A 24689-nucleotide genomic window follows, 5' to 3' on the forward strand; every position below is an offset into this window, starting at 1 on the left:
CTGCGCGACCCTCCGCTTCACCATGAAGCTGTCCGGACACTCACCAGGATGCGTTCGATCCCCTGCTCCACCCGAAACGCGGCGAACTCCGGGTAGTCGTTCGGGGCCCGGCCGCCGAGGCCGGTCTCCACACCGGCGTCCCCGGCCTTTTCCAGCATCACACCGTTCGCGGCGATGCTCTCGCCAAAGCCGGGATCCCGAGACCACTTGTCCGGCACTGGCATCCAGGCCCCCGCCTGCGCATTGACAGACTTCGCCACCAAACCCCAGTCTCTAGGCAGACGCTACGCGGTCCTACGGCCCGGACAAGCAGTTGCGCTTCAGGGGCCACCCGCCACCGCAGCCGGGCGGGTTCCCTGACATCAGTGTAGCCCACCATCGGAGGGGTCCCGTTGAACGTCACTGAGATGCCCCCGCCACCTCTGGACGGCTATGTGCCGATCGAGGATCACGGCCTGATCGGGGATGGTGCCAGGACCGGAACGCCGCCGCGTTCGTCCCTGGCCGGCGCTTCGGGCTGCGCATGAGGCGCGGGCGCTGGTTCCTGCTTGGGTTGCTGGCTGTCTACCTCTCGACCGGCGCCTACCACCTGTACAAGCCGCTTCCCGAAGGGCTCGATGTCGTCACGCCCTACCATCCCGCCGAGGGGGTCGAGTTCCTCGCGGATGCCACGTGGACGGACACGCAGGGCAATCAGCACACAGAGCAGGAGATATTCGATGCCGCCCTGGAGATGATCGGACAGGCGCAGTCGCTGGTCGTCGCGGATTTCTTTCTGGTGAACCAGTTTGCGGCGACGTCCGAGGCTGCGCATCGTCCGCTCTCAAGCGAGTTCGTCCTCGGACTGGCGGAGTGGCACGCACAACGCCCCGGGGTCGAGGCGCTGCTGATCACCGATCCCTTCAACACCCTCTACGGCGGCATCAAGCAGCCCCTGCTCTCCCGGCTGGAGGCGCAGGGGATCCCCGTGATCGAAACGGATCTGCGGGCCCTGCGCGATCCCAACCCCCTGTGGTCGGCCACCTGGCGCATCTGTTGTCAGTGGTTCGGCAACAGTTCGCATGGTGGTTGGCTCCCGAACCCGGTGGGCGATACACCCGTCACCCTGCGCACGTACCTTGCGCTTCTAAACTTCAAGGCGAACCACCGCAAGACGCTGGTCACGGATGGGCCGGACGGCTGGACCGGACTGGTGACCTCGGGGAATCCGCATGACGCCAGCAGCCGGCACGACAACATCGCCGTGCGTTTCCGGGGCGCCGCGGCCATCGACCTGCTGCACACCGAGCGCGCGGTCGCAGAGTTCTCGAATGGAACCCGAACGGCCCTTCCGGATCGCGTGGAAGCGAACGGAGCCGTCGATTCGCCCGTCGGGATCCGAGTCCTGACCGAGTCACGGATCCGCGACGCCGCCCTGGAGATGATTGACGCCTCGGATCCCGGGGACCAGCTGGACCTGTGGATGTTTTACCTCTCGCACCGGGCCATCGTGAAGGCCCTTCTGGCCGCGCAGCAGCGCGGCGTCGACCTGCGGGTGCTTCTCGATCCGAACCGTGATGCATTCGGCCGGAAAAAGCAGGGACTACCCAACCGGCAAGCGGCGCTGGAACTGAACGCCGGGGGCGTCTCGGTGCGCTGGTGCAATACCCAGGGCGAGCAGTGCCACGCGAAGATGCTCCTGCATCGTCCTCGCGATGGAGATGCCACGCTGCTTGCGGGCTCCGCGAACTTCACCCGGCGCAACCTGGACAATTTCAACCTGGAGACCAACGTGCAGATTCAGGCCGAGGCCGGGACTCCGGTTATCGCCGATGCCGCCCAATTCTTCGATACCCGCTGGCACAACGAGCCGGACCGGGTTCACAGCCTCCCCTACCAGGAATATGCCGACGACTCCCGGCTGCGCTACTGGCGCTACCGGATGATGGAGGCAACCGGGCTGTCTTCTTTCTGATCCGCACCAGACACCGCTTACTGCGGTGCGGACCCGTTCCACACTCGGAAACACCACGCCGAGGGCGGTCGCCCACGAGTATGGCGGTTATTCGCGAACCAGCAGGCGCGGGCCACACCACGCTGGGCTGAACCCACCGAAGCGACCTTCCTCCACCGGGGACGCACCGCCCCCCGGGACGGACTCGCGGCCATGCCTCTGGCAATGCCAGGCACTGGGCCGGGGAGCAAGAAAAGGCGATCGGGGCGGCGACGCGGCTCGCGCGACCGTTTCCATTTCGCCAGGCCTCGTTCTTACCGGAAGCGATCCGAAGCGTTCCGAAGTGCCTTTGCCATGTCATCCCAGGCGGACTCCATTCCTTCCCGCAACTCCTTCCACGAATCCTCGCTCGCCTCGCGCACCTGGCGTAGCCGTTCCTCGGCCTCGTCGCGCCGTTTACGCAGTTCCTGGATTTGCTCTTCGTACTTGGCGCGCAGATCCGCATCCGCCTGCTTGGCCTTCGCCTCCAGCTTTCCCAGGTCGTGGTTCCATTCGTCAATTTTTGCTTTCATCTTCTCGACGTATTGTTCGCGATCACTCATCTCGTCCGTATCCTTGTTCTTCGTGAATTGCATGGGTCCGCTGCGAACCAAGGATCCGCAGCATATAAAGCTGCGCCCTGAACACGCCCCAATACATCCGTTAGCGGAAGCATTGGTCCGGGACTAGGGCCTGCTGGCTCGAACTAAAGCCCTCTGCTGTATGTGCGGGGGAATCAGCCCAGTTTTTCGAGCAACACCCGACAAAATGCAGGCAAGTCATCCGGCGTGCGGCTACTGATCAGGTTGCCATCCTGCACGACTTCCTCGTCGAACCAGTCGGCACCTGCGTTGACCATATCGTCACGGATCGAATGGAACGAGGTCACCCGCCGCCCGGCCAGTATGTTGGCCGATACGGCCATCCAGCCACCGTGACAGATCCAGGCCACCAGCCCGCCACGCTGGTCCACGGCGCACACCAGATCGACCATTGCCCGATGCCTCCGCATCTTGTCGGGTGCCATGCCGCCCGGGATGATCAGCGCATCAAGGTCGTTCGCATCGACCCCGACGGCACTGACGTCCGCCTTCACCGTATAGCCCTTGGCGCTGGCGTATTCCGGCTTGCCGGCGCCCACAACGGAAACCCGCATCCCGGCTTCCAGCATGCGCAGCCGTGGATAGTGCAGCTCCAGCTCCTGGTAATTATCTTCTGCGAGGATGGCGACATGCTTGTCGGCAAGGCTCATGGTGCTTCCTCCATGCAGGGGTTTTCATGACGGGTGTAGTCAAGCCCGCGGCGGAAGAGCGTCACGCCTGCCCTTCCATCGCCTGATCCTTCAGGATCTCGCGGATTGCTTCCACCTCCAGGGTTTCCTGTTCCGCCAGGGCCTGGGCAAGGGTTTCGAATGCTTCGCGGTGTTTTTCCAGTGTCTCCCGAGCGCGAGCCTCGTTGAATACCAGAGATTCGGCCAGACGCCCGCCCGAACATCACCGCGATCTTGTCGCGCAAGTAGGACTCGCCGAAATTGTAGCGCTCCTCCTCGGGCACCTGCGCCGTTACCGCAAGGGCGTGCCCGCGCGGGATCACGGTCGCCTTTTCGAGAGCATCAGCCTTGGGTAACAAATACGCCAGAAGGGCATGCCCCGACTCGTGGTACGCGACGATCTGTTTGGCTACATTGAGCGGTTCCACAATCCAAGGATGCGGCGCCGCATCGCCGTTCAGGATCTGAAGTTTTCAGCCCTTTCCAAACCGTCCGCAGAAATGGGGTAGAACCCGACTGGGTGGTGATCGAATCGCGCAACCATGCCCGCAACGGCGAGATCCTCGTGGTCCTGATCAATGGCGAAGAAGCCACCCTCAAGCGTATCGAGCAGCCCCCGAATGTCGTCCTGCTGCACGCGGAGACTCGGACCTATGCGCCCCTCTTCGTCGCCCCGGACCGACTCCGCATCCAGGCCGTACTGGTCGGGCAGATGCGCCGTCACCTCTGATCGAAGCAGCCCGTCAGCAGGCGAAGTCGAACGGATGCAGCGGCGGCTCGGCCGGGTGGATCCAGGCGGGGCTGCCCTGGCTCCACCACCAGGCCGCCACGGCCGCGGCACAGGCGGCCACCGAGTGATCGCTGACCTGATCGAGATCGCACACCCCGTGGAGCCCCTGCCCCTCCAGCCAGACCAGCAGCTCGCGGCGCGCCTCTGAATCATGCTTCATGGCCTTCAATGTCGCCACCGAGGCGTCCCTCAGGACCATCGCCACGGTGGGGTGTACCTCCACCACCCGGGCGTCCGGGCGCTCGCTGCGGAGCATGCGGCTGACCGCCACGCCCCGCAGCGTCAGGTAGGCCATGCGCGGTGCGGAAGGTGCCATGACGGTTCCGGCCGGCAATCCGTGTTCGACCGCCACGCGTCGCAGGGACTGGTCGGATGTGCGGCTGCCTCCGATGGGCGAATACGACAAGGGCGCATCCAGCCCCACAATCGCGCCCGCGGGTACACGGTCGAGGATCGCCTGGTCATTGGCCCCCGCCACCAGCTCCAACAGATCGAGCGCCCCACCCTGTTCACGGAACACGGCGACGGAGGTATGCGCGGCACTCCCGGGACCGGACAGGTCCACCCCGATGATCGTCTGCCCCATTCGATCTACCTCGGCCCGCTTCTGACGAAGGGCCACCATCGCATCGATCCTGGCCGGGTGCGATCAAAAACGGGATCGCGTGGTCCGAAAGTAACCTTCACATACATGGTGAGCCGCGCAGCCAATGAATTCTCCGGATGTGGAACGCGACCGAACCGTCGATCCGAACGAGGTGGAGCGCTACCGCGCCCTGGCCGAGATGTGGTGGCAACCGGATGGCAGACTCTGGCCCCTGCACGTGCTGAATCGCCTGCGCACCGACTACATCCGGGATCAGCTCTGCCACTCGCTCGGACGGGACCCGGAAGCCGACCGCCCCCTGGCCGGCCTGCGCATGCTGGACATCGGCTGCGGCGGAGGCCTGTTGAGCGAGGCCATGGCCCGCCTCGGTGCGGACGTGCTGGGCGTGGACGTGGTGGACCGCAACATCGCCGCGGCCCGGCATCACGCCGACGAGCAAGGCCTCGATATCCAGTACGAGGTCAACACGGCGGAGGCCCTCGCGGAGCGCGGAGAAGACTTCGATGTGATCCTCAACATGGAGGTGGTCGAACACGTCGCGGACCTGCCGGCGTTCATGGGGAGCGTCAATCGCATGCTCCGCCGCGGCGGTCACACCTTCGTGGCCACGATCAACCGCAATCCGGTCTCGTTCGTGGTCGCCATTGTCGGGGCCGAGTACCTCTTCCGCATCCTGCCCCGAGGCACCCATCAGTGGAAGCGATTCGTCACGCCCCGGGAAACGCGGGACCTACTGGCACGGGACGGCCTGGAGCCCATGACGCAGACGGGGGTCAGGGTCAATCCGCTCAACCGCCGGATGTGGCTGTCACGATCCATGAGCGTCAACTACATGATCCTGGCGCGCAAGCCCATTGCCTGATCCGGCGCCCTCGCTCGCCGGACACGCCACCACGAGGCAGGAAGCACGCGACCCATGGGTGGCCAGCACGCTCCATTCCTCCACCACCAGATCCGCGGCCGCGAGCTGGGCGCGGAGATCCGCCTCGTAGGTCACGTGCCCGAAATCGATGGTCGTGATCCGCAGCAGCAGGGGCTTGAGGATCTCGACCCAGCGCGCCGGGTGGCGCTGGATGGTCTGCGTGAACAGGAACCGGCCGCCTGGCGCGAGCAGCCCCTTGCAGTGGCGCAGGGCCTGTTCCGGATCGGGCAGCAGCATGAAGCTCGCGGAAAAGTACACCACGTCGTAGGGACCACCCGCGTGGTCGTACACGGATTCCCGAAATACCGCGGCGCAGTCGGCCAGGGTTGATTCCTGCAACCGGCGCCGCGCCCGCCGGACGTAGTCGCCATCGATGTCGATCCCGGTCAGGTGCAACTGCTTGTGCCGCGCCCGCTCGGCATTGGCCAGCAATGCCCCCGCCGTGCCGATGCCCACATCCAGCACTCGCGCGCCATCTGGCATCCGCTCCAGGGCCTCCGCATACCAGCGGGCGGTCAGTCGCAGGATCAGGAGATCGTAGATCGCACTTCGCATCAGGCTTCTCGCCAAGGACCGGTAGGGCAGCGCGGCAGGGACAAGGGCCGTACGAACCCTCGCCAGGCCCTGCGCGCATCATCGCACCCAAGCAGACAGTCTTCCACGAACCTCTCGCCTCCCGGCCCGACCCATAACTGGCATCTTGTTTGCATATCGCTACAAGAGGGCGGAAACGTCATTTTTCCGTCGCCCGACGGAGGTCCCGCCCCTCGATGACGAAAAGGCAAAGATTGCCAAGGAGGGTCATAAGATGATCAATCTGTTCCTTACCCGACGCCAACTGTTCCTCCTGGTGCTGGGCACCCCGCTGGCCACGGTCCTGCTATTCGTTCTGGGTGTCTTTTCGGGCGCCGCGATCGGGGCCCCCGGACCGCTTGTCGCCGAGCCCGAATCGCCGGCAACCGAGAACACGGGCTCGGCGCCGGAATCCGGACGCGCCCGCGCGTCTTGGCTGGATACCCCGGCACCCTTGTCGACCCGCGCCGGCGATGACACCGCATTGCCACTCTTCTCGCCGGCTCGCCATTCCGGCCGCATTGAGCGGAAAAGCCAGGAGCCGTCGCTGGCGGAACCCACGCCGGAACGCCAGCATGAGCGGAGCGAAGCCGCCTCCGCACCCGAGGAGCTGTATTCCATCCAGGCCGGCGTATTCACCGAACTGGAAAACGCCCGGAAGCTGGACCGGATCCTGAAGGCCCGCGGGCTTGCCAGCCGCCTGGAGGTCGTGGACGGACCCGAGCCGGCCTCCGAACGCTACCGGGTTCGCATCGGCCTGTTCGACGCGCGCGCAGCCGCGATGGCCGCCCTCGAGGCACAGGAAGGGGATACGCTCGCGGATGCCTTTATCGTCGCGCGGCCGTTGAACCACTCCTGAAACGCACCTCAGTCCGTGCGCGGCAAGCTGCGCAGGTAGCGTTCCTGGTCGGGGCTTTCGATCGCGCCGGGACGGGCCGACCGGACCTCCCGGATGGCCGCCTCCGGCGCAAGCCCGCGTTCGATGAGGGTCAGGGCAGCAATGGTGCCCGCACGGCCCTGACCGCCCCCGCAGTGGAACACCACGCGCTCGCCGGCCCGCAACCGCTGGTGGACCTGCGGCCCGACATCCTGCCAACCCTCTTCCCAGGGCCGATCGGGAGCGGCCATGTCGCCGATCGGGAGATGCAGCCAGCGCATCCCCGCCGCCCGAACGGTCTTCCCGAGATCCGGAACACCCAGATCAGTTAGCTCGGACCCCTGATTCAGGGTCACGAGCACGTTCGCACCCCAGTCCCACAGCGCCGCCAGATCCGCCTGCACGTCCTGCGCCGCGCAACTCGTTCCATCCGGCCGCTTGCCGGGGCAACGAGTCATGCCAATCGCCCCGCCCTCGGGCAGATGAATGACCCCGATGTCGAACGAAGGGGTCTGGCCGGCCGTGGGGGATGTCATGGCGTGCTCCTGCCGTGGGGGTCGGAATGGGTGCATCAAAGATAGGGACCAATCAGGTGCGTGATCCACCCCGCCAGGCGTCGCCGCAGCGGCCGGTTCTCCCAGTCCTCGATGGTCAGGCGCTCGGCATCGGCCTTGTCCACCTCGATCAGTTCGCGGATCTCGCGGGCGAAGCCTTCGTCCCAGATGTTCAGGTTGGCCTCGTCGTTCAGACGAAACGACCGGTTGTGCAGATTCGCGGAGCCGATACTGGCCCAGCGGTCGTCGATCGCCATCAGCTTGGAGTGGTACATGCGCGGATGATACTCGTACAGTTCCACCCCGGATTCGAGCATCGGCCGCCAGCGATTGACCGATGCATGACGGAAGAAACCGAAGTTCATGCTGTCGCCCGGGACGAGCACGCGAATACGGACGCCCCGGTCGGCCGCCTCCTCCAGTACCTCCAGGAACCGCGGATCGGGATAGAAATAGGCCGTACCGATCGTGATGTGCTCTTCCGCCGCGGCGATGGCATGCAGAAACATCAGGCGCACCCGGTGACGCCCCTCGCGCGGGGCACTGTTAACCATCTGGGCGTCGCGATCCCCCATTTCGGACAGCTCGGGGAAATACGCCTCGCCGGTGGGCATCCGCCCCGTGGCGTCCAGCCAGGTCTCCAGGAACACCGCCTGCAGATTGCCGACCACCGGGCCCTGGATGCGGAAGTGATTGTCGCGATAGCCATCGCGGTCGTCACCGTCAACCCAGGGATCGGCCACGTTGGCTCCCCCGATGAAACCGGTATGACCGTCCACCACCAATAGCTTGCGGTGCGTGCGGTGATTGAAGCGCGACAACTGGTACCAGGACGGCTCGCGCCAGCGCACCAGCTCCACCCCGGCCTCTTCCATGCGCTCGAACATCTCCGGGTCAGCATCGCGCGAACCAAGGAAATCCAGCATGGCATGCACCCGAACCCCGCGTTCCGCCGCACGCGCCAGGACCTCGGAGAAAATCGCCGCCTGCTCGCCCCAGTACTCGTACACCTCGAAGGTGACCGAATGCTCGGCGTTTTCGATCGCCTCGATCTTGGCCGCGTAGATGGCCTCGCCGTCCTGTAACAGGTCAATGCGGTTGCCGCTCATGATCGGCTGCTGCAGGAGCAGGCCCATGTCCCGCCGGAACTGCTCCGACGAAGTCCCGTACTCCAGCGCCAGCGGCTCTTTCAGCCGGTCCGGTTTCGGCAACGCATTGAACAGCACCACATTCCCCAGCGCAAAGATCAGGGCAATCAGCACCACCGGGAGCAGGACGTAGCGCATGGGGTCTCCAGGCACGCAGCGAATACATGAGGATTTTGGCTCAGTGTACACAGCCGGTTACAAAAACCGGCGAAGGTTCGTCAGGTGGCCTGTTATCCCGGCACCGCGTTGAAGCGTAATGGGTTGGCGATCCCCCCGGTCATTGTGGGACGGATTCCATATACTGTATATATCGACAGTATATGGAATCCGCAGCCCATCCCCCCACCCGCAAGCATGCCGGCGCCCCCCCGGCCTATGCCGAACTGACGACGCTCAGCAACTTCTCGTTCCTGCGCGGGGCTTCGCACCCGGAGGAACTGGTCGAGCAGGCGCAGGCACTGGGCTATCGCGCGCTGGCGCTGACCGATATCGCCTCGCTGGCTGGTGTAGTACGAGCACACTCGGCAGCAAAGGAATGTGGGTTACACCTGATCCTGGGGGCGACCTTCCGGCTGGCCGATGGCCCCACCCTGACGCTTCTGGTGCGCAATCCCACGGGGTATTCCGCCCTGTGTCGATTGATCACTCGGGCCCGCGGCGCGGCGGACAAGGGACACTACCACCTGACGCGCGCCGACCTGGATGCCCTGCCCGCCGAGAGCCGCACCGGCTGGCACAGCCTGCTGCGGGTCGAGGCCGACAGCCCAGGGGCGTCGCTCGCCGAAGCGGCCCACTGGCTGTCCGGATGGGCCGCCCCAGGTCAGGGCCACCTGGCCGTGAGCCAGTTGCGTACCCCCGAAGATGCCACCCTGACGACCCGCGCCCGGACGCTGGGAACCGCCACTGGACTCCCGCTCGTCGCCTGCGGCGACGTGCACATGCACCGGCGCGGCCGGCGAGCACTACAGGACGTGCTGACCGCCCTGCGCCTGCGTTCGACGGTCGCGGAGGCGGCGCAGGAACGCTTCCCCAATGGGGAACGCTGCCTGCGCCCGCGGGCCGAACTGGCCACGCTGTATCCCGCCGCCTGGCTTGAGGCCAGTGTGGCCATCGCGCGGGACTGCGACTTCTCGCTGGACGCGGTCACCTACCGCTACCCCACCGACCCGTTGCCGAAGACCATGACCCCGTCCGCCTACCTGCGCGAGGAGACCCTCAAGGGCGCGCTCAAGCGCTGGCCCGATGGCATCCCGGCCCCGGTGCGCGAACAGATCGAACGCGAACTGGGCATCATCCGCGAGCTGGGCTACGAGCCGTACTTCCTGACCGTCTACGACATCGTGTGCTTTGCCCTCGGCCGCGGGATCCTGTGCCAGGGGCGCGGCTCGGCCGCGAACTCGGCGGTTTGCTACGCCCTCGGCATCACCACGGTGGATCCGTCGCGCTCCAGCATGCTGTTCGAGCGCTTCATCTCCGCCGAGCGTGGCGAGCCGCCGGACATCGACGTCGACTTCGAGCACGAACGCCGCGAGGAGGTGATCCAGTACATCTACCGGCGCTACGGCCGCGAGCGCGCCGCGCTGGCCTGCACGGTAATCCGCTACCGCCGCCGCAGCGCCCTGCGCGACGTCGGCCGCGCGCTGGGCATCTCGCGTGCACGGCTGGATGCGCTGACCGCCAACCTCGCCTGGTGGGACGACGGCATCCCCGCCGAGCGCCTGCGCGAGGTCGGGCTGGACCCGGACGGCGCCCTGGCCCGGCAGTGGCAGATGCTGACCGCCGAGCTGCTCGACTTCCCGCGCCACCTGTCGCAGCACACCGGCGGCTTCGTGATCGCCGACGGCCGGCTGGACGAACTGGTGCCCATCGAGAACGCGGCGATGCCTGAGCGCTCCGTGATCCAGTGGGACAAGGACGACCTGGACGCGGTGGGCCTGCTGAAGATCGACGTGCTGGCGCTGGGGATGCTCTCCTGCGTGCGCCGTGCGCTGGAGCTGATGGCGCATCACCGGGGCCGCGACTGGGGCCTGGCCGACATCCCCGCCGAGGATCCGGCGGTCTATCGCATGCTGCAGAAGGCCGACACCCTGGGCGTGTTCCAGATCGAGTCACGCGCGCAGATGAGCATGCTGCCGCGCCTGAAGCCCGCGAACTTCTACGATCTGGTGATCGAGATCGCCATCGTGCGCCCCGGCCCTATCCAGGGCGAGATGGTGCACCCGTTTCTCAAGCGCCGCGCCCACCCGGAGCGAGTGCGCTACCCAAATAGCGAGGTGAAACGCGTGCTCGGGCGCACGCTGGGTGTGCCGATCTTCCAGGAGCAGGTGATCGAGCTGGCGATGGTCGCGGCCGGTTTCTCCGCCGGCGAGGCGGACGGGCTGCGCCGCGCGATCGGCGCCTGGCGCCGCACTGGCCAGCTCGCGCGCTACCGCGAGCGCCTGATGGACGGCATGCGCGAACGCGGCTATCCGGAGAAATTCGCCGAGCAGTTGTACAAGCAGATCCTCGGTTTTGGCGAATACGGCTTCCCCGAGTCGCACTCGGCGAGCTTTGCGCTGATCACCTATGTCTCGTCCTGGCTCAAGTGCCACGAACCGGCGATCTTCGCCTGCGCCCTGCTGAACAGCCAGCCGATGGGCTTCTACGCCCCGGCGCAGATCGTCGCCGACGCCCGCCGCCACGGCGTGGAGGTCCGCCCGGTGGACGTGCGTTGTAGTGACTGGGAGTGCACGGTGGAGCCGCTGGCCGGGAGCGACGCGCTGGCCCTGCGCCTGGGCCTAAACCGCGTCGGCGGGCTGGCCCGCGACGTCGCCGGGCGCGTGGTCACCGCCCGCGTTGAGCGGCCATTCGCGGACGTGCCGGACCTGGTGGCTCGCGCCAGGCTCACCCGCGCCCAGGCCAATCGCCTCGCGCGCGCCGACGCCCTGAAGGGCCTGGCCGGTAACCGCCACCAGGCGCGCTGGGCGACCGAGGCGGTGGAGGAGCCTCTGCCGCTGTTCGCCGAGGGTCCGGGCGAGACCGTGCGCGAGGCCGACGTGACCCCGTTGCTGCCCCGCCCGGATGCGGTGGACGACCTGGTGCAGGACTACGCCACCCAGGGCCTGAGCCTGGGCCCGCACCCGCTGGCGCTAATGCGCCCATTCCTGGAACAGCACCGACTGTCCACCGCCGCCCGGCTACTCGAACAGCCCGGCTACAGCGGGGCCCGCTACGCCGGACTGGTGATCACCCGCCAGCGCCCCGGCTCGGCCAACGGCACGGTATTCCTCACCCTGGAGGACGAAACTGGCACGTTGAACCTGATCGTCTGGCCGGACCGGGTGGAGCACTTTCGCGCCGAGGTCCTGCACGGCCGCCTGCTGGAGGCCCACGGCGAGTGGCAGTACAGCGAAGGCGTCGGCCACCTGATCGTGCAGCACCTGATCGACCGCAGCACCTGGCTCGGCGAACTCGCCACCCACTCCCGCGACTTCGGCTGAACCGCAAAGCGGCCAGTTCAGGTACGTCCGGCGAGGTGGCCGATGCGCTGGCTGACCTTCTCCCAGGCTCCTTCCAAAGCGGCCAGCGGATCGCGGCGCCGGAGGGCGCGGCGGGAATGGATCCACTGCCCCGTGGGACCAGCCGGCTCGGTGTCGTGTGCAGCCTCGATAATCCGCGAGACCACGGCGAACTGGTTGTACTCCTCCAGCACCCGGCGCCGGGCCTCGAGGATGTGTGGCAGGCGCTGTTCATACTCGTTGTCGCGGATGGCGCGGCGAATGCGTTCCGCCGTCCCCTCCACGTCATCGATATCAACCGCGATGAAGCTTTCCGGCGGAAAATAGTCCGCCGCATTGGGCGCACCGTAGTAAAACGGGAGCGTCGCGCCGAGAAAGGCGTCCGCCAGCTTCTCGGTCCAGTGATGCGGCCCCACGTAGTTCTCCACCGCGAGGTGATAGCGGTACGCATCCAGGCATTCGGCCTTGTCATCCAGCGGCTGCACCCCCTTGCCGAAGATCTCCAGTTCTGGCAGCTCGGCCTTCAGCGCCCAGGTGAAGTCATAGCGCCGCCGGTGCAGAGTGTGGCGCTGGCGTTTCGCCGAACACATGGTGGCGATCTCGCGGGTCTTCTCCAACGGCGGGTTCGCCCGCATCTCGTTGTACGGCCGCTCGCCCTGACTGCCGAAACCGTAGTACCAGAGCATCCCCTGCTGGGAATGGATGCGCCGACGGTGCTTGAGGGCCCATTCCGGGTGCGAGGTCAGCACGCGACCAAACTGCCGGGTAAAACGCCGGCCATAGGACTTGATGGACGGCGGCTCCATGGTTACCAGCAGAGTGCGCTCGGCCCCGCAGGCCATTTGCTCGCTGTAGTGCCGATTACGCCCCGTGTTCGAGGGAAACTCGTCGTAGACCACCAGCCAGTCGTATTCCGTCGCCTGGGGATCGAAAATGAACTCGCAGTCTCCCCACCGCCCTTCACCGTCCGGCAGCTGGTGGCGCCAGATGCTCTCGCGCATGGTCGAGAGGAACTTGACCCGGATTGGACGCGACACGGGGTCCGTCACGGCCTCTCCCCGCCGCGTTCCAGGAATTCGGCATAAGCTCCCGCGAGGCCCTCTTCAAGTTCGATCCGGGCCTTCCATCCCAGCGCCGCGAGTCGCGAGACATCCAGCAGCTTGCGCGGCGTCCCGTCCGGCCGCGAGGTGTCAAAACGCAGTTCGCCGGCAAAGCCGACCACCCGGGCCACCAGCCGCGCCAGATCGGCGATCGCTAGATCCTCGCCGGTGCCGACGTTGATATGGCTCAGCATCGGTTGCGTGTGTTCTGCGTAGGTCACGTGATCGAGGTTCATCACGTGTACACAGGCCGCCGCCATGTCATCCACGTGGAGGAACTCCCGGCGCGGGGTGCCACTCCCCCAGACGGTCACATGCCCGGCTCCGGCCCGCTTCGCCTCGTGAAAGCGCCGGATCAGCCCGGGAATCACGTGGCTGTTCTCCGGGTGATAGTTGTCACCCGGGCCGTAGAGGTTGGTCGGCATCACCGAGCGGTAATCCGTGCCGTACTGCCGGTTGTAGCTCTCGCACAGCTTGATGCCGGCGATCTTGGCAATCGCGTAGGGCTCGTTGGTCGGCTCCAGCGGCCCGGTCAGCAGGGCCTCCTCGGGGATCGGCTGCGGCGCCTCGCGCGGATAGATGCAGCTGGACCCGAGAAAGAGCAGCCGCCGCACGCCCGCTCCGTGCGCGCCATGGATCACGTTCGTCTGGATCGCGAGGTTGTCGCGGATGAACTCGGCCGGATAGGTGTTGTTGGCATGGATGCCCCCGACCTTCGCCGCCGCGAGGTAGACCCGATCCGGGCGCTCCACGCGCATGAAGGCCTCGACCGCCGCCTGATCGGTCAGGTCCAGCTCCGCATGGCTGCGGGTCAGCAGTTCCACCCCCGGCCAGTCCTCGAGCTGGCGACACACCGCGCGGCCCACCATCCCGCGGTGTCCGGCGACGAAGACGCGTTGCAATTTACTCATGGCGACTCAGGGTCCGGTAGCCGTGGTCGCGCACCAACTCGTCCCGCTCGGCACTCCTGAGATCCTCGCGCACCATCTCGGCCACTAGTTCGTCAAAGCGAATACGCGGTTCCCAGCCCAGCTCGCGCTTGGCCTTGCTGGCATCCCCCAACAGGGTCTCGACCTCGGTGGGACGAAAATAGCGCGGGTCCACCGACACGATGCAGCGGCCCTTTTCGTCGAAGCCCTGCTCGTCCACGCCCTCGCCGCGCCATTCGATGCGCATGCCCAGCTCGCGCGCTGCGGCGTCGACGAAGTCGCGCACGCTGTGCTGTTCGCCGGTGGCGATCACGTAGTCGTCCGGGGTTTCCTGCTGCAACATCAGCCACTGCATCTCGACGTAGTCACGGGCATGTCCCCAGTCCCGTTTGGCATCCAGGTTGCCCAGATAGAGGCGTTCCTGCAGCCCCAGCTTGATGCGGGCCAAGGCGCGCGTAATCTTGCGGGTGACGAAGGTTTCGCCGCGCACCGGCGATTCGTGGTTGAACAGGATGCCGTTGCAGGCATACATCCCGTAGGCCTCGCGGTAATTCACCACGATCCAGTAGGCATACAGCTTGGCCACCGCATACGGGCTGCGCGGATAGAACGGGGTGGTCTCGTCCTGCGGGGTGGCCTGAACCTTGCCGTAGAGCTCCGAGGTGCTGGCCTGATAGAAGCGCGTGGTCTGCTCCATGCCAAGGATGCGGATCGCCTCCAGCACGCGGAGCGTGCCCAGGGCATCGGAGTTGGCGGTGTACTCCGGCTCCTCAAACGAGACCGCGACATGCGACTGCGCGGCGAGATTGTAGATCTCGTCCGGCTGCACCTGCTGAATGATGCGGATCAGGCAGGTCGAATCAGTCAAGTCGCCATGATGCAGGATGAACCGGCGATCACTCTCGTGCGGATCCTGATACAGGTGGTCGATACGATCGGTATTAAACAGAGAGGAGCGGCGCTTGATGCCGTGCACCTCGTAGCCCTTGTCCAGCAAAAACTCGGCCAGGTAGGCCCCGTCCTGCCCGGTAATCCCGGTGATCAATGCCACTTTGGCCATGCCAACTCCTGCTCGCAGGCCACGCCCCGTCCGCGCGCCGCCCAAAAGGGCGGATCATAGCATTCCCGGAACCACCCGATGCCCGGTCACGCGCGGCCGTACACGTCCTCCAGGCGGACAATGTCATCCTCGCCGAGGTAGCTTCCGGACTGCACCTCGATCAATTCCAGCGGGAGCGCGCCGGGGTTCTCCAGGCAGTGAACCTGGCCAATCGGGATGAAGGTCGATTCGTTCTCGGTGACCAGGTAATTCTGCTCGCCATTGGTCACCCGCGCGGTGCCGCTGACTACTACCCAATGTTCGGCTCGATGATGATGCATCTGCAGGGAAAGACGCGCACCGGGGTTCACGGTGATGCGCTTGACCTGATAGCGCGCCCCGGTATCGATGGATTCGTAGCACCCCCAGGGACGATAAACCGCCGTGTGATTGACGTGCTCGCTGCGGTTGTCCGCTTTCAGGCGCTCCACGATGAGTTTGACGTCCTGAACGCGGTCGCGGTCGGCAACCAGTACGGCGTCACGGGTGGCGACCACGGCCAGGTTGCGCAGGCCAATGCCGGCGACCAGCAGGCCGTCGGCATCCACCACGCAGCCCTCGCTATCTTCCAGCAGGCAGTCCCCGCGCAGGGTGTTGCCCTGCTCATCCATACCACGCACGCGCGCCAGAGCGGACCACGAGCCGATGTCGCTCCAACCGGCGGCCAGCGGTGTGACGGCGGCGTGCTCGGTGCGCTCCATCACGGCGTAATCCACCGAGATGTTCGGGGCCGCGGCGAAGGCCTCCGGGTCCACCCGCAGGAAGTCGAGGTCCTCGCGAGCGCCCTCCAGCGCGGCGCGACAAGCCTCGACGATGCCCGGTTCGAAACGCTGCAACTCCTGCATGTACAGCGAGGCGCGGAACACGAACATGCCGCTGTTCCAGAGGTAATCGCCACTGTCGACGTACTCGCGCGCGGTGGCGGCATCCGGCTTCTCGACGAAACGCGCCACTCGCGCCCCGGCCTCCCCCAGGGACTCACCCTGCTGGATGTAGCCATAACCGGTCTCCGCAGCAGTAGGTACGATCCCGAAGGTCACCAGGTGGCCCGCCTCCGCCAGCGTCATGGCTCGCGCCACGGCGGCCTGGAAGGCCTCGGGATCACCGATGTGGTGGTCCGCCGCCAAGATCAGCAACAACGGGTCGCGCCCTTCCACCTGCGCCTGCAATGCGGCCAGGGCGATTGCCGGGGCGGTATTGCGCCCCTCCGGCTCCAGCACGATGCGGGCATGCTCCACACCTGCCGCCCGCAACTGCTCGGCCGCCAGGAAGCGATGCTCGACGTTGGCCAGCACCAGGGGCGCCGACGCGCCCAGGCCGTACAGCCGCTGGGCCGTCTGCTGCAGCAACGTCTGCTCCCCGGTCAGGGGCAGGAACTGCTTGGGGTAGTGACTGCGCGATACCGGCCACAGCCGAGTCCCCGATCCGCCGGCCAGGATCACCGGCTGCAGTTCCGTCCGGCTTTGCGTATGTTCCATCGGCCTTACCCCCGTATCAGGCGTGAAATCTCGTCCACGCGGCGTTCCAGCAGGGCCGGATCGGCGCGGGTCTCCACATTCAACCGCAGCAGCGGCTCGGTATTGGAACTGCGCAGGTTGAAGCGCCAGTCCGCGAATTCCAGACTGACGCCATCCGTATGATCCAGCCCCACGGCTTCCGACGCGTAGGCCTGCATCACCCGATCGGTGGCGGCAGCGGCGTCCTCGACCTCGAAGTTCAGCTCGCCGCTGCAGGGGAAGCGCGCCATGCGCTCGGCCACCATCTCGCCCAGCGTTTGACCGCGCCGGCCCATGAGCTCGGCCACCCGCAACCAGGGCAACATCCCGGTATCGCAGTAGTAGAAGTCCCGGAAGTAGTGGTGAGCACTCATCTCGCCTCCGTAAATCCCATCCTCGTGGCGCAGCCGCTCCTTCATGAAGGCATGTCCGGTCTTGGACTGGATGGGCTCGCCCCCCGCGGCACACACCATCTCAATGGTGTTCCAGGTCAGGCGCGGATCATGGACGATGCGCTCCCCGGCGTGCCCCTCCAGGCATGCCTCGGCCAGCAGGCCCACGATGTAATACCCCTCGATGAAGTTGCCTTCGGCGTCGAACAGGAAGCAGCGATCAAAGTCGCCGTCCCAGGCCACGCCCAGATCGGCGCCGTGCTTGCGCACCGCCTCCGCGGTGGCCGCGCGGTTCTCCGGCAGCAATGGATTGGGAATGCCATTGGGGAAATGCCCATCCGGTTCGAAATTGACGCGGATCAGCTCGAACGGGAGATGCGGCTCCAGGGCCTCCAGCACCGGCCCCGCGCCCCCGTTGCCGGGGTTCACGACCACCTTGAGTTTCGGCAAGGTTTCGCGGTCGACCGAGGCCAGCAACCGGGAGATGTAGTCCGCCCGATGATCCAGGTGCCGGACCTGCCCGTGGGGCATGGGCCGGAAGTCACCGCGCTCAGCGCGAGTGCGAATCGCCTGCAGCCCGGAATCCCCGCTGATCGGGCGCGCATCGCTGCGTACCAGTTTCAGCCCGTTATAGTCCAGCGGATTGTGGCTGGCCGTCACCATGATCCCGCCACCGGCCCCATAGTGCGCGGTGGCGAAATACACCTCTTCGGTGCCACACATGCCGATATCGGCAACATCACTCCCGCCCGCCGTAAGCCCTTCGGTGAGCGCCCGCGCCAGTTCCGGGCTGGAAAGGCGGATATCGTGCCCGACGACCGTGCGTCCCGGCCGGATCTCCTCGGCGAAGGCGCGCCCGATCGCTCGCACCACATCCGGATTGAGCTGGTCCGGCACCCGGCCACGTATGTCGTAGGCCTTGAAACAGTCGATCTTCATGCACGCCCCTTACCGGCATCATTCGCTTCCCGCACCGGACAGAAATCCGTTGCGTACACCTTCATGATACATAGCCAAAGGGCTCCGCGAGGCCATGCCAGCATCACTGGCGTGAGTGCCGTTACTTGACGCTCTACACGCATACCCCCGAGCATGGTGGGTTTATACAACGAGGAAAAGCCGATGAGTGAGCCGCAAGTGAAGACCGAGGAGAAGAAACAGCATTTCGACGATATCTACGTCGCCGAGACCCCGGTGCCGTTCAAGGAGCGCATTATCGACGCGCTCGACTACATCTCCGACGACTTCAACCGGCAAACCTTCGACCGGCTGATCCTTCCCTGGGCCGAGCAGCAGGCCGCCACCGGCAAGACCCTGAACTACGTGGACCTGTGCTGCTGCTTTGGCAACACCACCATGGCCGCCATCCACAATATGGATGTCGAAGCGATCCGCGCCAACTGGGCCGATGAGCAAGCCTGCAAGACCGTCGCCGCCCCGCGCCGTCTGCCGATGAAGACCACCGGCATCGACATCTCGGGCAACGCGCTGGCCTATGGCAAGAGCGCCGGGCTGTTCGACGAAACCTTCGAGGCCGACCTGAACCAGCCCGCACCGGAGACCCAGGCCGCGATCGAAAAGTCCATGGCCGACGCGGACATCGTGATCTCCACCGCATCGCTGGTCTATCTGGACCCGCCGGCAATCGAGAAGCTGATCCGCTCCTTCGCCGAGACCCCGCGCGAGGGCTACATGCTGGTCAACTTCCTGAACCCCTTCGCCCTGGAAAAGGCCGACGCGACCAAGCGCCTGCTGCTGGAACACCTGGAATTCGTCGGTAGCACCGCCAGCCGCCATCGCCGCCTGTCGCCGCTGGAGCAGGAAAACTATCCGGGCGAGGACTGGGCCCTGCTGGAGATCTGGGTCCTGCGCCGCCGCGCGTAGTCCGGATGCTGCCAATATCGGGGCATGGCATCCCCGACAGGACACAGGACGGGCCGACCCTTTTGGGGTCGGCCCGTTTTCGTTACGGCCACCGACGCACTACCGGAACCACGGCCTCAGAGCAAGACGATCCGGTTACGCCCCGCCTCCTTGGCCTGATACATCGCCTCGTCCACGCGGCGGGCGAAGGTCTTGGGGGTATCGCCCTGGCGCATCTCGGTCACCCCGAAACTCGCCGTAACCGACACCGGGCACGCCGTTTCCATGGCCGCCACGGCCCTGCGCAGCTTTTCGGCCATGGCCTCGGCGCCCGCGCCAGGGGTCTCCGGCACGACGACCATGAACTCCTCCCCGCCCCAGCGCCCAAGGGCATCCGCCTCGCGCAGCGCGCCCTGCACCGTATCGGCCAACCGCTTGAGGACGTCATCTCCAGTCTCGTGACCGTAGTCGTCGTTGAAGTCCTTGAAATGGTCGATATCGAACATGATCAGGGAAAGGGGCCGTTCGTAGCGGCGGCTGCGCTCCATCTCCGCCTCCAGGGTGTTGCCCAGGCTCAGGCGATTGGCCAGCCCCGTCAGCCAGTCGGTATGCGCCAGCCGCCGGATCTCGTCCTCCATGCGCACTCGATCGGTCACATCCTTGCTGATCGACACGTAGTGCGTCACCCGGCCATGGGAATCGGTCACCGGACTGATGCTCTGCTCCATGTTCATCAGGGTGCCGTCGCGGCGGCGGTTCACGAACTCGCCACGGAAGGCTTCGCCGCGCGCGAGCGTATCCCACATGTCGCGATAGAACCCCGGCTCCTGCTGACCGGACTGAAGGAACCGCGGATTCTTGCCTACCGCTTCATTCCGGCTGTATCCGGTCTGCTCCTCGAAGGCCGCGTTCACATAGGTGATCGTGCCTTCGGGATCGGTGATCATCACGGGGTCCACCGACACCTCAAGCGCCGTCGACAATAGCCGCAGCTCGTCATCCCGCCGCCGCTCCTCGGTAATGTCCTTTTGCACCGAGACGAAGTGGGTGATGTCACGGTCGTTATCGCTGGCATATACGGGCGAGATGTGCCAGCGAACCTCGTACGGGGAGCCATCCTTGCGGTAGTTGACCGTTTCGCCATCGAAATACTCGCCACTGACGAGTGCCCCGCGCAACCTGTCCAGAACGGCACGCGAGGTGGCCGGGCCCTGAAGGATACGCGGGGTTTTCCCCAGGGCTTCCTCCCGCGAATACCCGGTCATGTGCTCGAAACCGGTATTGACGTAAACGATCCGCGGACCGCCGTCCAGATCCGCGTCGGTAATGACGACCGAGTTGTACGATTGCTCGATAGCGGCATCCAGCAATCGGAGTTTCTCGAACCCCTCGATGATCGACACGGACGCCATATCGGGCCTTCTGCAAAAAATGAACGCACGACACAGGGTCATGCGCGAGGTCACTGAAATCCGACCCGCTTGGGGCGGCGCAGTTCAGTCCATGTCCGCCATCTCGAGGATCGATCCGACAATGTCGCTGGTCGTCACGATCCCTTCCAGCTCGTTGCCCTTCAGCACCACCAGCCGTCGAATGCCCTGGCTCACCATCAGCCGCGCGACGTACTTCACATCCATCTCGGCGGGCACCGTGATCACCGGTTTCGTGCAGACATCATAGACATTCGAGAGGTCGATATCGCCCTCTTCCGCCACGATCGTCTTGAGGATGGTGGTGTAGGTGATGATGCCGTAGGCATCGTGGGCGTGCTGCTTCTCCACCACCAGCGACTTGACGCCATGCTTGCGCATCAGCTGCATCGCCTCGCGCAGCGGTGCCAGGGGAGACACAGTGACGACATTGGGTCTTAGAATTTCGCTTACCAGCATGTTGCTCTCCGTCAGAGTTCTTCCTTGACCTGTTCCTGGAACTGCTCGATCTGCTTGCGCCCGATACCGGCGAGATGGGCCACATCCACCGTAAAGGCCACTCCCCGCGGGTCATTGGCCAGGTCCAGCTCCCTCGAGATGCACTTGAGCACGTCCAGGGCCACCTTCTTCTCCAGCACCCACAAGAGGACCGACTGACTGCCCTCGTAGGTCATGCCGAGAAACGTCCTGCGGGCCTCGGCGCCAATCCCGCGCGCATCCATGATGGTCACGCCACCTGCGCCCGCTTCCTTGGCCGTGGCAATCGCCTGTTCCTCCAGATCATCCGAGAGGACGGCCACCAGTGCAGAAAATCGCATTGCTCACTCCTCCTGCCGCTCGTCGCGAGCGGACCAGCGTTCGTAAAGATCCACGGCGATCGCGTAGAGCATCACCGTGACGATGGGAAATATCGACGCGAACGCGATCAGACCGAAGCCGTCGATCAGTACGTTGCGATCCTCCAGGTGCGTCGCCAGGCCGATCCCCAGAGCCGTCACCAGGGGCACAGTCACCTCGGAGGTGGTCACCCCGCCAAGATCGAAGGCCAGTGCCACGATCTGCTTGGGCGCCAGGATCGTGAGCACGATCACCAGCAGGTAGCCGCCCATGATGTAGTGGTGGATGGAGTCCCCCGCCAGGATGCGGTGCACTCCGATGGTGATGCCAATGGCCACGCCCAGCGCCACCAGGATGCGGATTACGTTGCCGCGCAACGAACCGCGAGCGGCCTCCTCGGCCTTCTGGCCAATCGCGATCAGCGCTGGTTCCGCCATGGTGGTCGCGAACCCGATGGAAAAGGCGAACAAATACACCCACACGAACAGTTCGTTGGTAATCAACTGCTCGGCCATACTCTCGCCGATCGGGAACAGGCCCAGCTTCAGCCCCACCACGAAGGCATAAAGCCCCAGCACCACCAACACGAAACCGAACATCACCCGCGGCAGATACGGGATGCGCTTGCGCAGCACGAAATACTGGAACACCACGATCACCGCGATGATCGGTGCCACGTCACGCAGCATCAGCAACAGGTCCATGCCCATCGCGGACAGCCAGTGCCGCTCGCCTGCGCCTGGCAGATCGGTTCCCGGATCCATGGCCGCTGTCTCGGCGCCGGTTGGAGCCGCGATCTCCGCTCCCGTGAACACGATGATCCCGTAGATCTGCACCGTGATCATCGGCACCATCACCGCCAGCGCCACCAGCCCGAAGCCGTCGCGCAGCGGGTTGCGCCCCCTTATGGAGGCCGCCAGCCCCAGGCCCAGTGCCGCCACGAGCGGCACCGTCACGATGTTCGTGGTCACCCCGCCCGAGTCGTAAGCCAGGCCCACGATCTCCTCGGGGGCGAAGAAGGTCACCAGCACCACCAGCACATAGCCGGTCAGGATGTACCAGTGCAGCGGATGTCCGAGCACCGTGCGCAGGATCCCCAGCGCCACCACGGCCCCTACCGAAAGCGCGACAATCAGCCGCAGCACCATGCCCTCGATACGGCCCTCGCTGATCACCTCCGCCTGCTCCGCCACCGCGATCAGGGCCGGCTCCGCGATCACCGTCGCAAACCCGAGCGTAAAGCCGAAGGCCATCAGCAACAGCAACGATCCACGCCGCGCCAGTGCGTTGGACAGGTTCTTGCCGATGGGGAAGATCCCCATCTCCAGGCCCTGCAGGAACAAGGCCACGCCGAACACCACGATGGCCAGGCCCACCACCATCGACAGCAGGCCATCCGGCACCGTGCGCAGCACCAGCGCCTGGAACACCGCCACCACGATCACGATCGGAGCGAGGTTGCGTGCCGCATGACCCAGGGTGTGGAGAAAATTCATGCGCTCCCTAGGGAAACACTAATTAATGTACACACTCGCGCTCGAGTCGCTTTTGCGTGCGAACAAGGCGCGGCGACCGCCGTGCAGTCATTCTGCACAAGGGAGCCGCAACGCCGTGCGCGCGCCCGTTTTTGATAAGCACGGGCGGCCGAGCCCCTGCTTTGCAATGGCTTGTGGGGTTGGCACCCCAGGTTCCCCGATCCTGCGTTGCGCCGCTTGCGGGTAGAACCACTACCCGCTGCACGACACGCCTTGTCTCGGAAAACCTGGGGTACCAACGCGAGTGTGTACATTAATCAGTGTTTCCCTAACCGAGGCGCCGCCCCGGAATCAATCGCAAGCGTAATGGTCCTACGCTGCATGGAATCCCTGCAGATACCCTATCGCGCTGTAGTCATCGGCGCCACGGGCGGCCTCGGTGCCGCGTTTGTCGACCACATGGAGAACGACCCGAACTGCGAACGCGTGGTCGGCCTCGGACGCCAAAGCACCCCACCCGTGGACCTGCTCGACGAGGCCAGCATCGAACACGCCGCCACCTGGCTGCGAGACCAGGCAGCCGAGTGGGACCTGATCCTCGACGCCACCGGGATCCTGACCATCGACGGCCACGGCCCGGAGAAGCGCCTGCGCGATCTCGACCCGACGATCATGGGCCGCGCCTTCGCCATCAACGCCATTGGCCCGGCATTACTGTTCAAGCACCTGGCACCCCTGCTCCCGCGGGGCCGCAAGGGCATCCTGGCTACCCTCTCGGCCCGGGTCGGCTCCATCGAGGACAACCACCTGGGCGGCTGGGTGAGTTATCGCGCCTCCAAGGCCGCGCTCAACCAGATCGTGCGGACCACGGCCCTGGAACTACGCTTCAGCCATCGCCATGCGCTGGTGATTGCGCTTCAGCCTGGCACCTGCGACACCCGTCTGTCGGAGCCGTACCGGTCACGCGCCTCGGAGGTCCTCAGCCCCGAATACGCAAGCGAACGTCTGCTCGGTGTCCTGGACCATCTACAGGCCGACCAGTCCGGCAGCTTCCACGACTTCGAGGGCCAGCGCCTGCCTTTCTGAACGCTCACCCGCCACAACCATGATCTGCATCAACAACCGCTAATACCGATGGCGGGATAGTGCCTGCGAACATACACCGATTCGGAGGCTCGACATGCAACGTTCCACCACCCTGCGCGCTCTGACCCTGGCCGGCCTGCTGGCCCCCGCGGCCATGATCCCGGCCCACGCGACCGCTGCCAACGCCGATGTCTCCGCTGGCGACTGGCTGCTGCGCGGCGGCCTGACCCACGTGGCCCCCAAGTCCGACAACGGCAATCTGGATGCAAGCGGATTGGGCCTGAGTGCAACCGCACCGGTCGACGTGGGCTCTAACACCCGCCCCTCCGGCAATATCACCTACATGATGACCGACAACCTGGGCCTGGAACTCCTGGTCGCCATCCCGTTCAAGCATGACCTGAACGTAGGCGGTGTCGACATCGGCAGCACGCGCCACCTGCCGCCGACCCTGAGCCTCCAGTACCACTTCAACACTGGAACGGCCGTTCGACCCTACGTCGGCGCCGGCATTAACTACACCCACTTCTTCGACGAAGATACGGCTGACGTGACGGGGCAGGACATCGACCTGGATGATTCCTGGGGAGCCGCGGTGCAGGCCGGGATCGACTTCGCCGTGGACGAAAACTGGTTCGTCAACGCCGAGGTTCGCTGGATCGACATCGAAACCGACGTGTCGCTGGGCACCGCCGACCTGGGCACGGTCAAGATCGATCCCTGGACCTTCGGGATGAACGTCGGCTACCGCTTCTGAGCCTAGCCACGACCG

Annotated in this window: 24 protein-coding genes and 1 pseudogene; 8 read left to right on the plus strand and 17 right to left on the minus strand. The window is 65.4% G+C overall.

From position 1 onward, the window contains the following. Nucleotides 1-17: 17 nt before the first annotated feature. Nucleotides 18-260: a hypothetical protein gene (locus G335_RS0111580; protein WP_231362646.1), complete on the minus strand. Its 243-nt coding sequence runs from the start codon at nucleotides 258-260 to the stop codon at nucleotides 18-20. A 263-nt stretch (nucleotides 261-523) separates the two neighbouring features. Between G335_RS0111580 and G335_RS0111585 the strand changes: the two genes are divergently transcribed. Continuing rightward, nucleotides 524-1954: a phospholipase D-like domain-containing protein gene (locus tag G335_RS0111585; protein WP_018176856.1), complete on the plus strand. Its 1431-nt coding sequence runs from the start codon at nucleotides 524-526 to the stop codon at nucleotides 1952-1954. 293 nt (nucleotides 1955-2247) lie between these two features. On the opposite strand, the gene G335_RS0111590 is transcribed toward G335_RS0111585, so the two are convergent. From G335_RS0111590 to G335_RS14040, 3 genes and pseudogenes are all read right to left on the minus strand, one after another. Beyond that, a complete protein-coding gene (locus tag G335_RS0111590) occupies nucleotides 2248-2568 on the minus strand; it encodes a hypothetical protein (protein ID WP_018145781.1) in 321 nt (106 codons plus the stop codon). Between the two features lie 140 nt (nucleotides 2569-2708). Further along, a complete protein-coding gene (locus tag G335_RS0111595) occupies nucleotides 2709-3224 on the minus strand; it encodes a type 1 glutamine amidotransferase domain-containing protein (protein ID WP_018176857.1) in 516 nt (171 codons plus the stop codon). A 61-nt stretch (nucleotides 3225-3285) separates the two neighbouring features. Further along, nucleotides 3286-3649 (minus strand): annotated as a pseudogene (locus G335_RS14040) (hypothetical protein); the annotation flags it as partial. A gap of 116 nt (nucleotides 3650-3765) precedes the next feature. Between G335_RS14040 and G335_RS0111600 the strand changes: the two are divergent. After that, a complete protein-coding gene (locus G335_RS0111600; RefSeq protein WP_018169669.1) occupies nucleotides 3766-3972 on the plus strand; it encodes a LexA family transcriptional regulator in 207 nt (68 codons plus the stop codon). A 13-nt stretch (nucleotides 3973-3985) separates the two neighbouring features. On the opposite strand, the gene G335_RS0111605 is transcribed toward G335_RS0111600, so the two are convergent. Continuing rightward, the gene (locus G335_RS0111605) at nucleotides 3986-4657 is read right to left on the minus strand and encodes a DUF429 domain-containing protein (RefSeq protein WP_018169668.1); all 672 of its coding nucleotides are present in this window, start codon (nucleotides 4655-4657) and stop codon (nucleotides 3986-3988) included. 85 nt (nucleotides 4658-4742) lie between these two features. Here G335_RS0111605 and ubiG point away from each other — a divergent pair, with 85 nt between their 5' ends. After that, nucleotides 4743-5501: a bifunctional 2-polyprenyl-6-hydroxyphenol methylase/3-demethylubiquinol 3-O-methyltransferase UbiG gene (gene ubiG, locus G335_RS0111610; protein WP_038084752.1), complete on the plus strand. Its 759-nt coding sequence runs from the start codon at nucleotides 4743-4745 to the stop codon at nucleotides 5499-5501. Here ubiG and G335_RS0111615 read toward each other — a convergent pair. After that, nucleotides 5448-6116: a bifunctional 2-polyprenyl-6-hydroxyphenol methylase/3-demethylubiquinol 3-O-methyltransferase UbiG gene (locus G335_RS0111615; protein ID WP_018169666.1), complete on the minus strand. Its 669-nt coding sequence runs from the start codon at nucleotides 6114-6116 to the stop codon at nucleotides 5448-5450. The genes ubiG and G335_RS0111615 overlap by 54 nt on opposite strands. A gap of 253 nt (nucleotides 6117-6369) precedes the next feature. Here G335_RS0111615 and G335_RS0111620 point away from each other — a divergent pair, with 253 nt between their 5' ends. Continuing rightward, a complete protein-coding gene (locus tag G335_RS0111620) occupies nucleotides 6370-6993 on the plus strand; it encodes an SPOR domain-containing protein (RefSeq protein ID WP_018176858.1) in 624 nt (207 codons plus the stop codon). A gap of 8 nt (nucleotides 6994-7001) precedes the next feature. Here G335_RS0111620 and G335_RS0111625 read toward each other — a convergent pair whose 3' ends face one another. Both G335_RS0111625 and G335_RS0111630 read right to left on the minus strand, forming a co-directional pair. After that, on the minus strand, nucleotides 7002-7547 hold the full coding sequence (locus G335_RS0111625) for a cyclin-dependent kinase inhibitor 3 family protein (RefSeq protein WP_018176859.1): 546 nt from the start codon (nucleotides 7545-7547) through the stop codon (nucleotides 7002-7004). Nucleotides 7548-7582: 35 nt separating this feature from the next. Continuing rightward, on the minus strand, nucleotides 7583-8851 hold the full coding sequence (locus G335_RS0111630; protein WP_018169663.1) for a phosphatidylserine/phosphatidylglycerophosphate/cardiolipin synthase family protein: 1269 nt from the start codon (nucleotides 8849-8851) through the stop codon (nucleotides 7583-7585). Nucleotides 8852-9033: 182 nt separating this feature from the next. Here G335_RS0111630 and G335_RS0111635 point away from each other — a divergent pair, with 182 nt between their 5' ends. Beyond that, nucleotides 9034-12192, plus strand: coding sequence for an error-prone DNA polymerase (locus G335_RS0111635; RefSeq protein ID WP_018176860.1), 3159 nt, complete (start codon nucleotides 9034-9036; stop codon nucleotides 12190-12192). A 17-nt stretch (nucleotides 12193-12209) separates the two neighbouring features. Here G335_RS0111635 and G335_RS0111640 read toward each other — a convergent pair whose 3' ends face one another. From G335_RS0111640 to G335_RS0111660, 5 genes are all read right to left on the minus strand, one after another. Next, the gene (locus G335_RS0111640; RefSeq protein ID WP_018145791.1) at nucleotides 12210-13259 is read right to left on the minus strand and encodes a glycosyltransferase family 10 domain-containing protein; all 1050 of its coding nucleotides are present in this window, start codon (nucleotides 13257-13259) and stop codon (nucleotides 12210-12212) included. Next, a complete protein-coding gene (locus tag G335_RS0111645) occupies nucleotides 13256-14221 on the minus strand; it encodes a GDP-L-fucose synthase (protein WP_026182115.1) in 966 nt (321 codons plus the stop codon). The genes G335_RS0111640 and G335_RS0111645 overlap by 4 nt, the downstream gene beginning before the upstream one ends. Continuing rightward, nucleotides 14214-15299, minus strand: a complete 1086-nt coding sequence (gene gmd / locus G335_RS0111650; protein ID WP_018145793.1) for a GDP-mannose 4,6-dehydratase — start codon at nucleotides 15297-15299, stop codon at nucleotides 14214-14216. The genes G335_RS0111645 and gmd overlap by 8 nt, the downstream gene beginning before the upstream one ends. Nucleotides 15300-15385: 86 nt before the next feature. After that, nucleotides 15386-16816, minus strand: coding sequence for a mannose-1-phosphate guanylyltransferase/mannose-6-phosphate isomerase (locus G335_RS0111655; protein WP_018145794.1), 1431 nt, complete (start codon nucleotides 16814-16816; stop codon nucleotides 15386-15388). A 5-nt stretch (nucleotides 16817-16821) separates the two neighbouring features. Further along, complete coding sequence (locus tag G335_RS0111660; RefSeq protein WP_018145795.1) at nucleotides 16822-18165, minus strand: phosphomannomutase/phosphoglucomutase; 1344 nt, start codon at nucleotides 18163-18165, stop codon at nucleotides 16822-16824. A gap of 183 nt (nucleotides 18166-18348) precedes the next feature. On the opposite strand from G335_RS0111660, the gene G335_RS0111665 reads away from it, so the two are divergent. Continuing rightward, complete coding sequence (locus tag G335_RS0111665; protein WP_018176861.1) at nucleotides 18349-19110, plus strand: class I SAM-dependent methyltransferase; 762 nt, start codon at nucleotides 18349-18351, stop codon at nucleotides 19108-19110. Between the two features lie 116 nt (nucleotides 19111-19226). On the opposite strand, the gene G335_RS0111670 is transcribed toward G335_RS0111665, so the two are convergent. The 4 genes from G335_RS0111670 to G335_RS0111685 form a co-directional block, all read right to left on the minus strand. Continuing rightward, on the minus strand, nucleotides 19227-20501 hold the full coding sequence (locus G335_RS0111670) for a diguanylate cyclase (RefSeq protein ID WP_018176862.1): 1275 nt from the start codon (nucleotides 20499-20501) through the stop codon (nucleotides 19227-19229). 84 nt (nucleotides 20502-20585) lie between these two features. Beyond that, nucleotides 20586-20978: a CBS domain-containing protein gene (locus G335_RS0111675; protein ID WP_018145798.1), complete on the minus strand. Its 393-nt coding sequence runs from the start codon at nucleotides 20976-20978 to the stop codon at nucleotides 20586-20588. An 11-nt stretch (nucleotides 20979-20989) separates the two neighbouring features. After that, nucleotides 20990-21337, minus strand: a complete 348-nt coding sequence (locus tag G335_RS0111680; RefSeq protein WP_018145799.1) for a P-II family nitrogen regulator — start codon at nucleotides 21335-21337, stop codon at nucleotides 20990-20992. Nucleotides 21338-21340: 3 nt separating this feature from the next. Further along, nucleotides 21341-22852 carry a DUF1538 domain-containing protein gene (locus G335_RS0111685; protein ID WP_018176863.1) on the minus strand — a complete coding sequence of 504 codons (1512 nt, stop codon included), beginning with the start codon at nucleotides 22850-22852 and terminating at the stop codon, nucleotides 21341-21343. Nucleotides 22853-23212: 360 nt separating this feature from the next. On the opposite strand from G335_RS0111685, the gene G335_RS0111690 reads away from it, so the two are divergent. Together G335_RS0111690 and G335_RS0111695 are read left to right on the plus strand one after the other, a co-directional pair. After that, the gene (locus tag G335_RS0111690) at nucleotides 23213-23917 is read left to right on the plus strand and encodes an SDR family NAD(P)-dependent oxidoreductase (protein ID WP_018176864.1); all 705 of its coding nucleotides are present in this window, start codon (nucleotides 23213-23215) and stop codon (nucleotides 23915-23917) included. A 94-nt stretch (nucleotides 23918-24011) separates the two neighbouring features. After that, on the plus strand, nucleotides 24012-24674 hold the full coding sequence (locus G335_RS0111695; RefSeq protein WP_018176865.1) for an OmpW family protein: 663 nt from the start codon (nucleotides 24012-24014) through the stop codon (nucleotides 24672-24674). Nucleotides 24675-24689: the final 15 nt, after the last annotated feature.

The organism is Thioalkalivibrio sp. AKL8, from assembly GCF_000380525.1.
GTDB lineage: Bacteria > Pseudomonadota > Gammaproteobacteria > Ectothiorhodospirales > Ectothiorhodospiraceae > Thioalkalivibrio > Thioalkalivibrio versutus.

Excerpts from the sequence above, each read along its gene's own strand:
- gmd (WP_018145793.1), bottom strand. The coding sequence starts at position 15,299 with ATGGCCAAAGTGGCATTGATCACCGGGATTACCGGGCAGGACGGGGCC.
- G335_RS0111655 (WP_018145794.1), bottom strand. The coding sequence starts at position 16,816 with ATGGAACATACGCAAAGCCGGACGGAACTGCAGCCGGTGATCCTGGCC.
- G335_RS0111680 (WP_018145799.1), bottom strand. The coding sequence starts at position 21,337 with ATGCGATTTTCTGCACTGGTGGCCGTCCTCTCGGATGATCTGGAGGAA.
- G335_RS0111660 (WP_018145795.1), bottom strand. The coding sequence starts at position 18,165 with ATGAAGATCGACTGTTTCAAGGCCTACGACATACGTGGCCGGGTGCCG.
- G335_RS0111585 (WP_018176856.1), top strand. The coding sequence starts at position 524 with ATGAGGCGCGGGCGCTGGTTCCTGCTTGGGTTGCTGGCTGTCTACCTC.
- G335_RS0111625 (WP_018176859.1), bottom strand. The coding sequence starts at position 7,547 with ATGACATCCCCCACGGCCGGCCAGACCCCTTCGTTCGACATCGGGGTC.
- ubiG (WP_038084752.1), top strand. The coding sequence starts at position 4,743 with ATGAATTCTCCGGATGTGGAACGCGACCGAACCGTCGATCCGAACGAG.
- G335_RS0111620 (WP_018176858.1), top strand. The coding sequence starts at position 6,370 with ATGATCAATCTGTTCCTTACCCGACGCCAACTGTTCCTCCTGGTGCTG.
- G335_RS0111690 (WP_018176864.1), top strand. The coding sequence starts at position 23,213 with ATGGAATCCCTGCAGATACCCTATCGCGCTGTAGTCATCGGCGCCACG.
- G335_RS0111645 (WP_026182115.1), bottom strand. The coding sequence starts at position 14,221 with ATGAGTAAATTGCAACGCGTCTTCGTCGCCGGACACCGCGGGATGGTG.
- G335_RS0111590 (WP_018145781.1), bottom strand. The coding sequence starts at position 2,568 with ATGCAATTCACGAAGAACAAGGATACGGACGAGATGAGTGATCGCGAA.
- G335_RS0111685 (WP_018176863.1), bottom strand. The coding sequence starts at position 22,852 with ATGAATTTTCTCCACACCCTGGGTCATGCGGCACGCAACCTCGCTCCG.
- G335_RS0111615 (WP_018169666.1), bottom strand. The coding sequence starts at position 6,116 with ATGCGAAGTGCGATCTACGATCTCCTGATCCTGCGACTGACCGCCCGC.
- G335_RS0111665 (WP_018176861.1), top strand. The coding sequence starts at position 18,349 with ATGAGTGAGCCGCAAGTGAAGACCGAGGAGAAGAAACAGCATTTCGAC.
- G335_RS0111630 (WP_018169663.1), bottom strand. The coding sequence starts at position 8,851 with ATGCGCTACGTCCTGCTCCCGGTGGTGCTGATTGCCCTGATCTTTGCG.
- G335_RS0111595 (WP_018176857.1), bottom strand. The coding sequence starts at position 3,224 with ATGAGCCTTGCCGACAAGCATGTCGCCATCCTCGCAGAAGATAATTAC.
- G335_RS0111605 (WP_018169668.1), bottom strand. The coding sequence starts at position 4,657 with ATGGTGGCCCTTCGTCAGAAGCGGGCCGAGGTAGATCGAATGGGGCAG.
- G335_RS0111675 (WP_018145798.1), bottom strand. The coding sequence starts at position 20,978 with ATGCTGGTAAGCGAAATTCTAAGACCCAATGTCGTCACTGTGTCTCCC.
- G335_RS0111695 (WP_018176865.1), top strand. The coding sequence starts at position 24,012 with ATGCAACGTTCCACCACCCTGCGCGCTCTGACCCTGGCCGGCCTGCTG.
- G335_RS0111670 (WP_018176862.1), bottom strand. The coding sequence starts at position 20,501 with ATGGCGTCCGTGTCGATCATCGAGGGGTTCGAGAAACTCCGATTGCTG.
- G335_RS0111635 (WP_018176860.1), top strand. The coding sequence starts at position 9,034 with ATGGAATCCGCAGCCCATCCCCCCACCCGCAAGCATGCCGGCGCCCCC.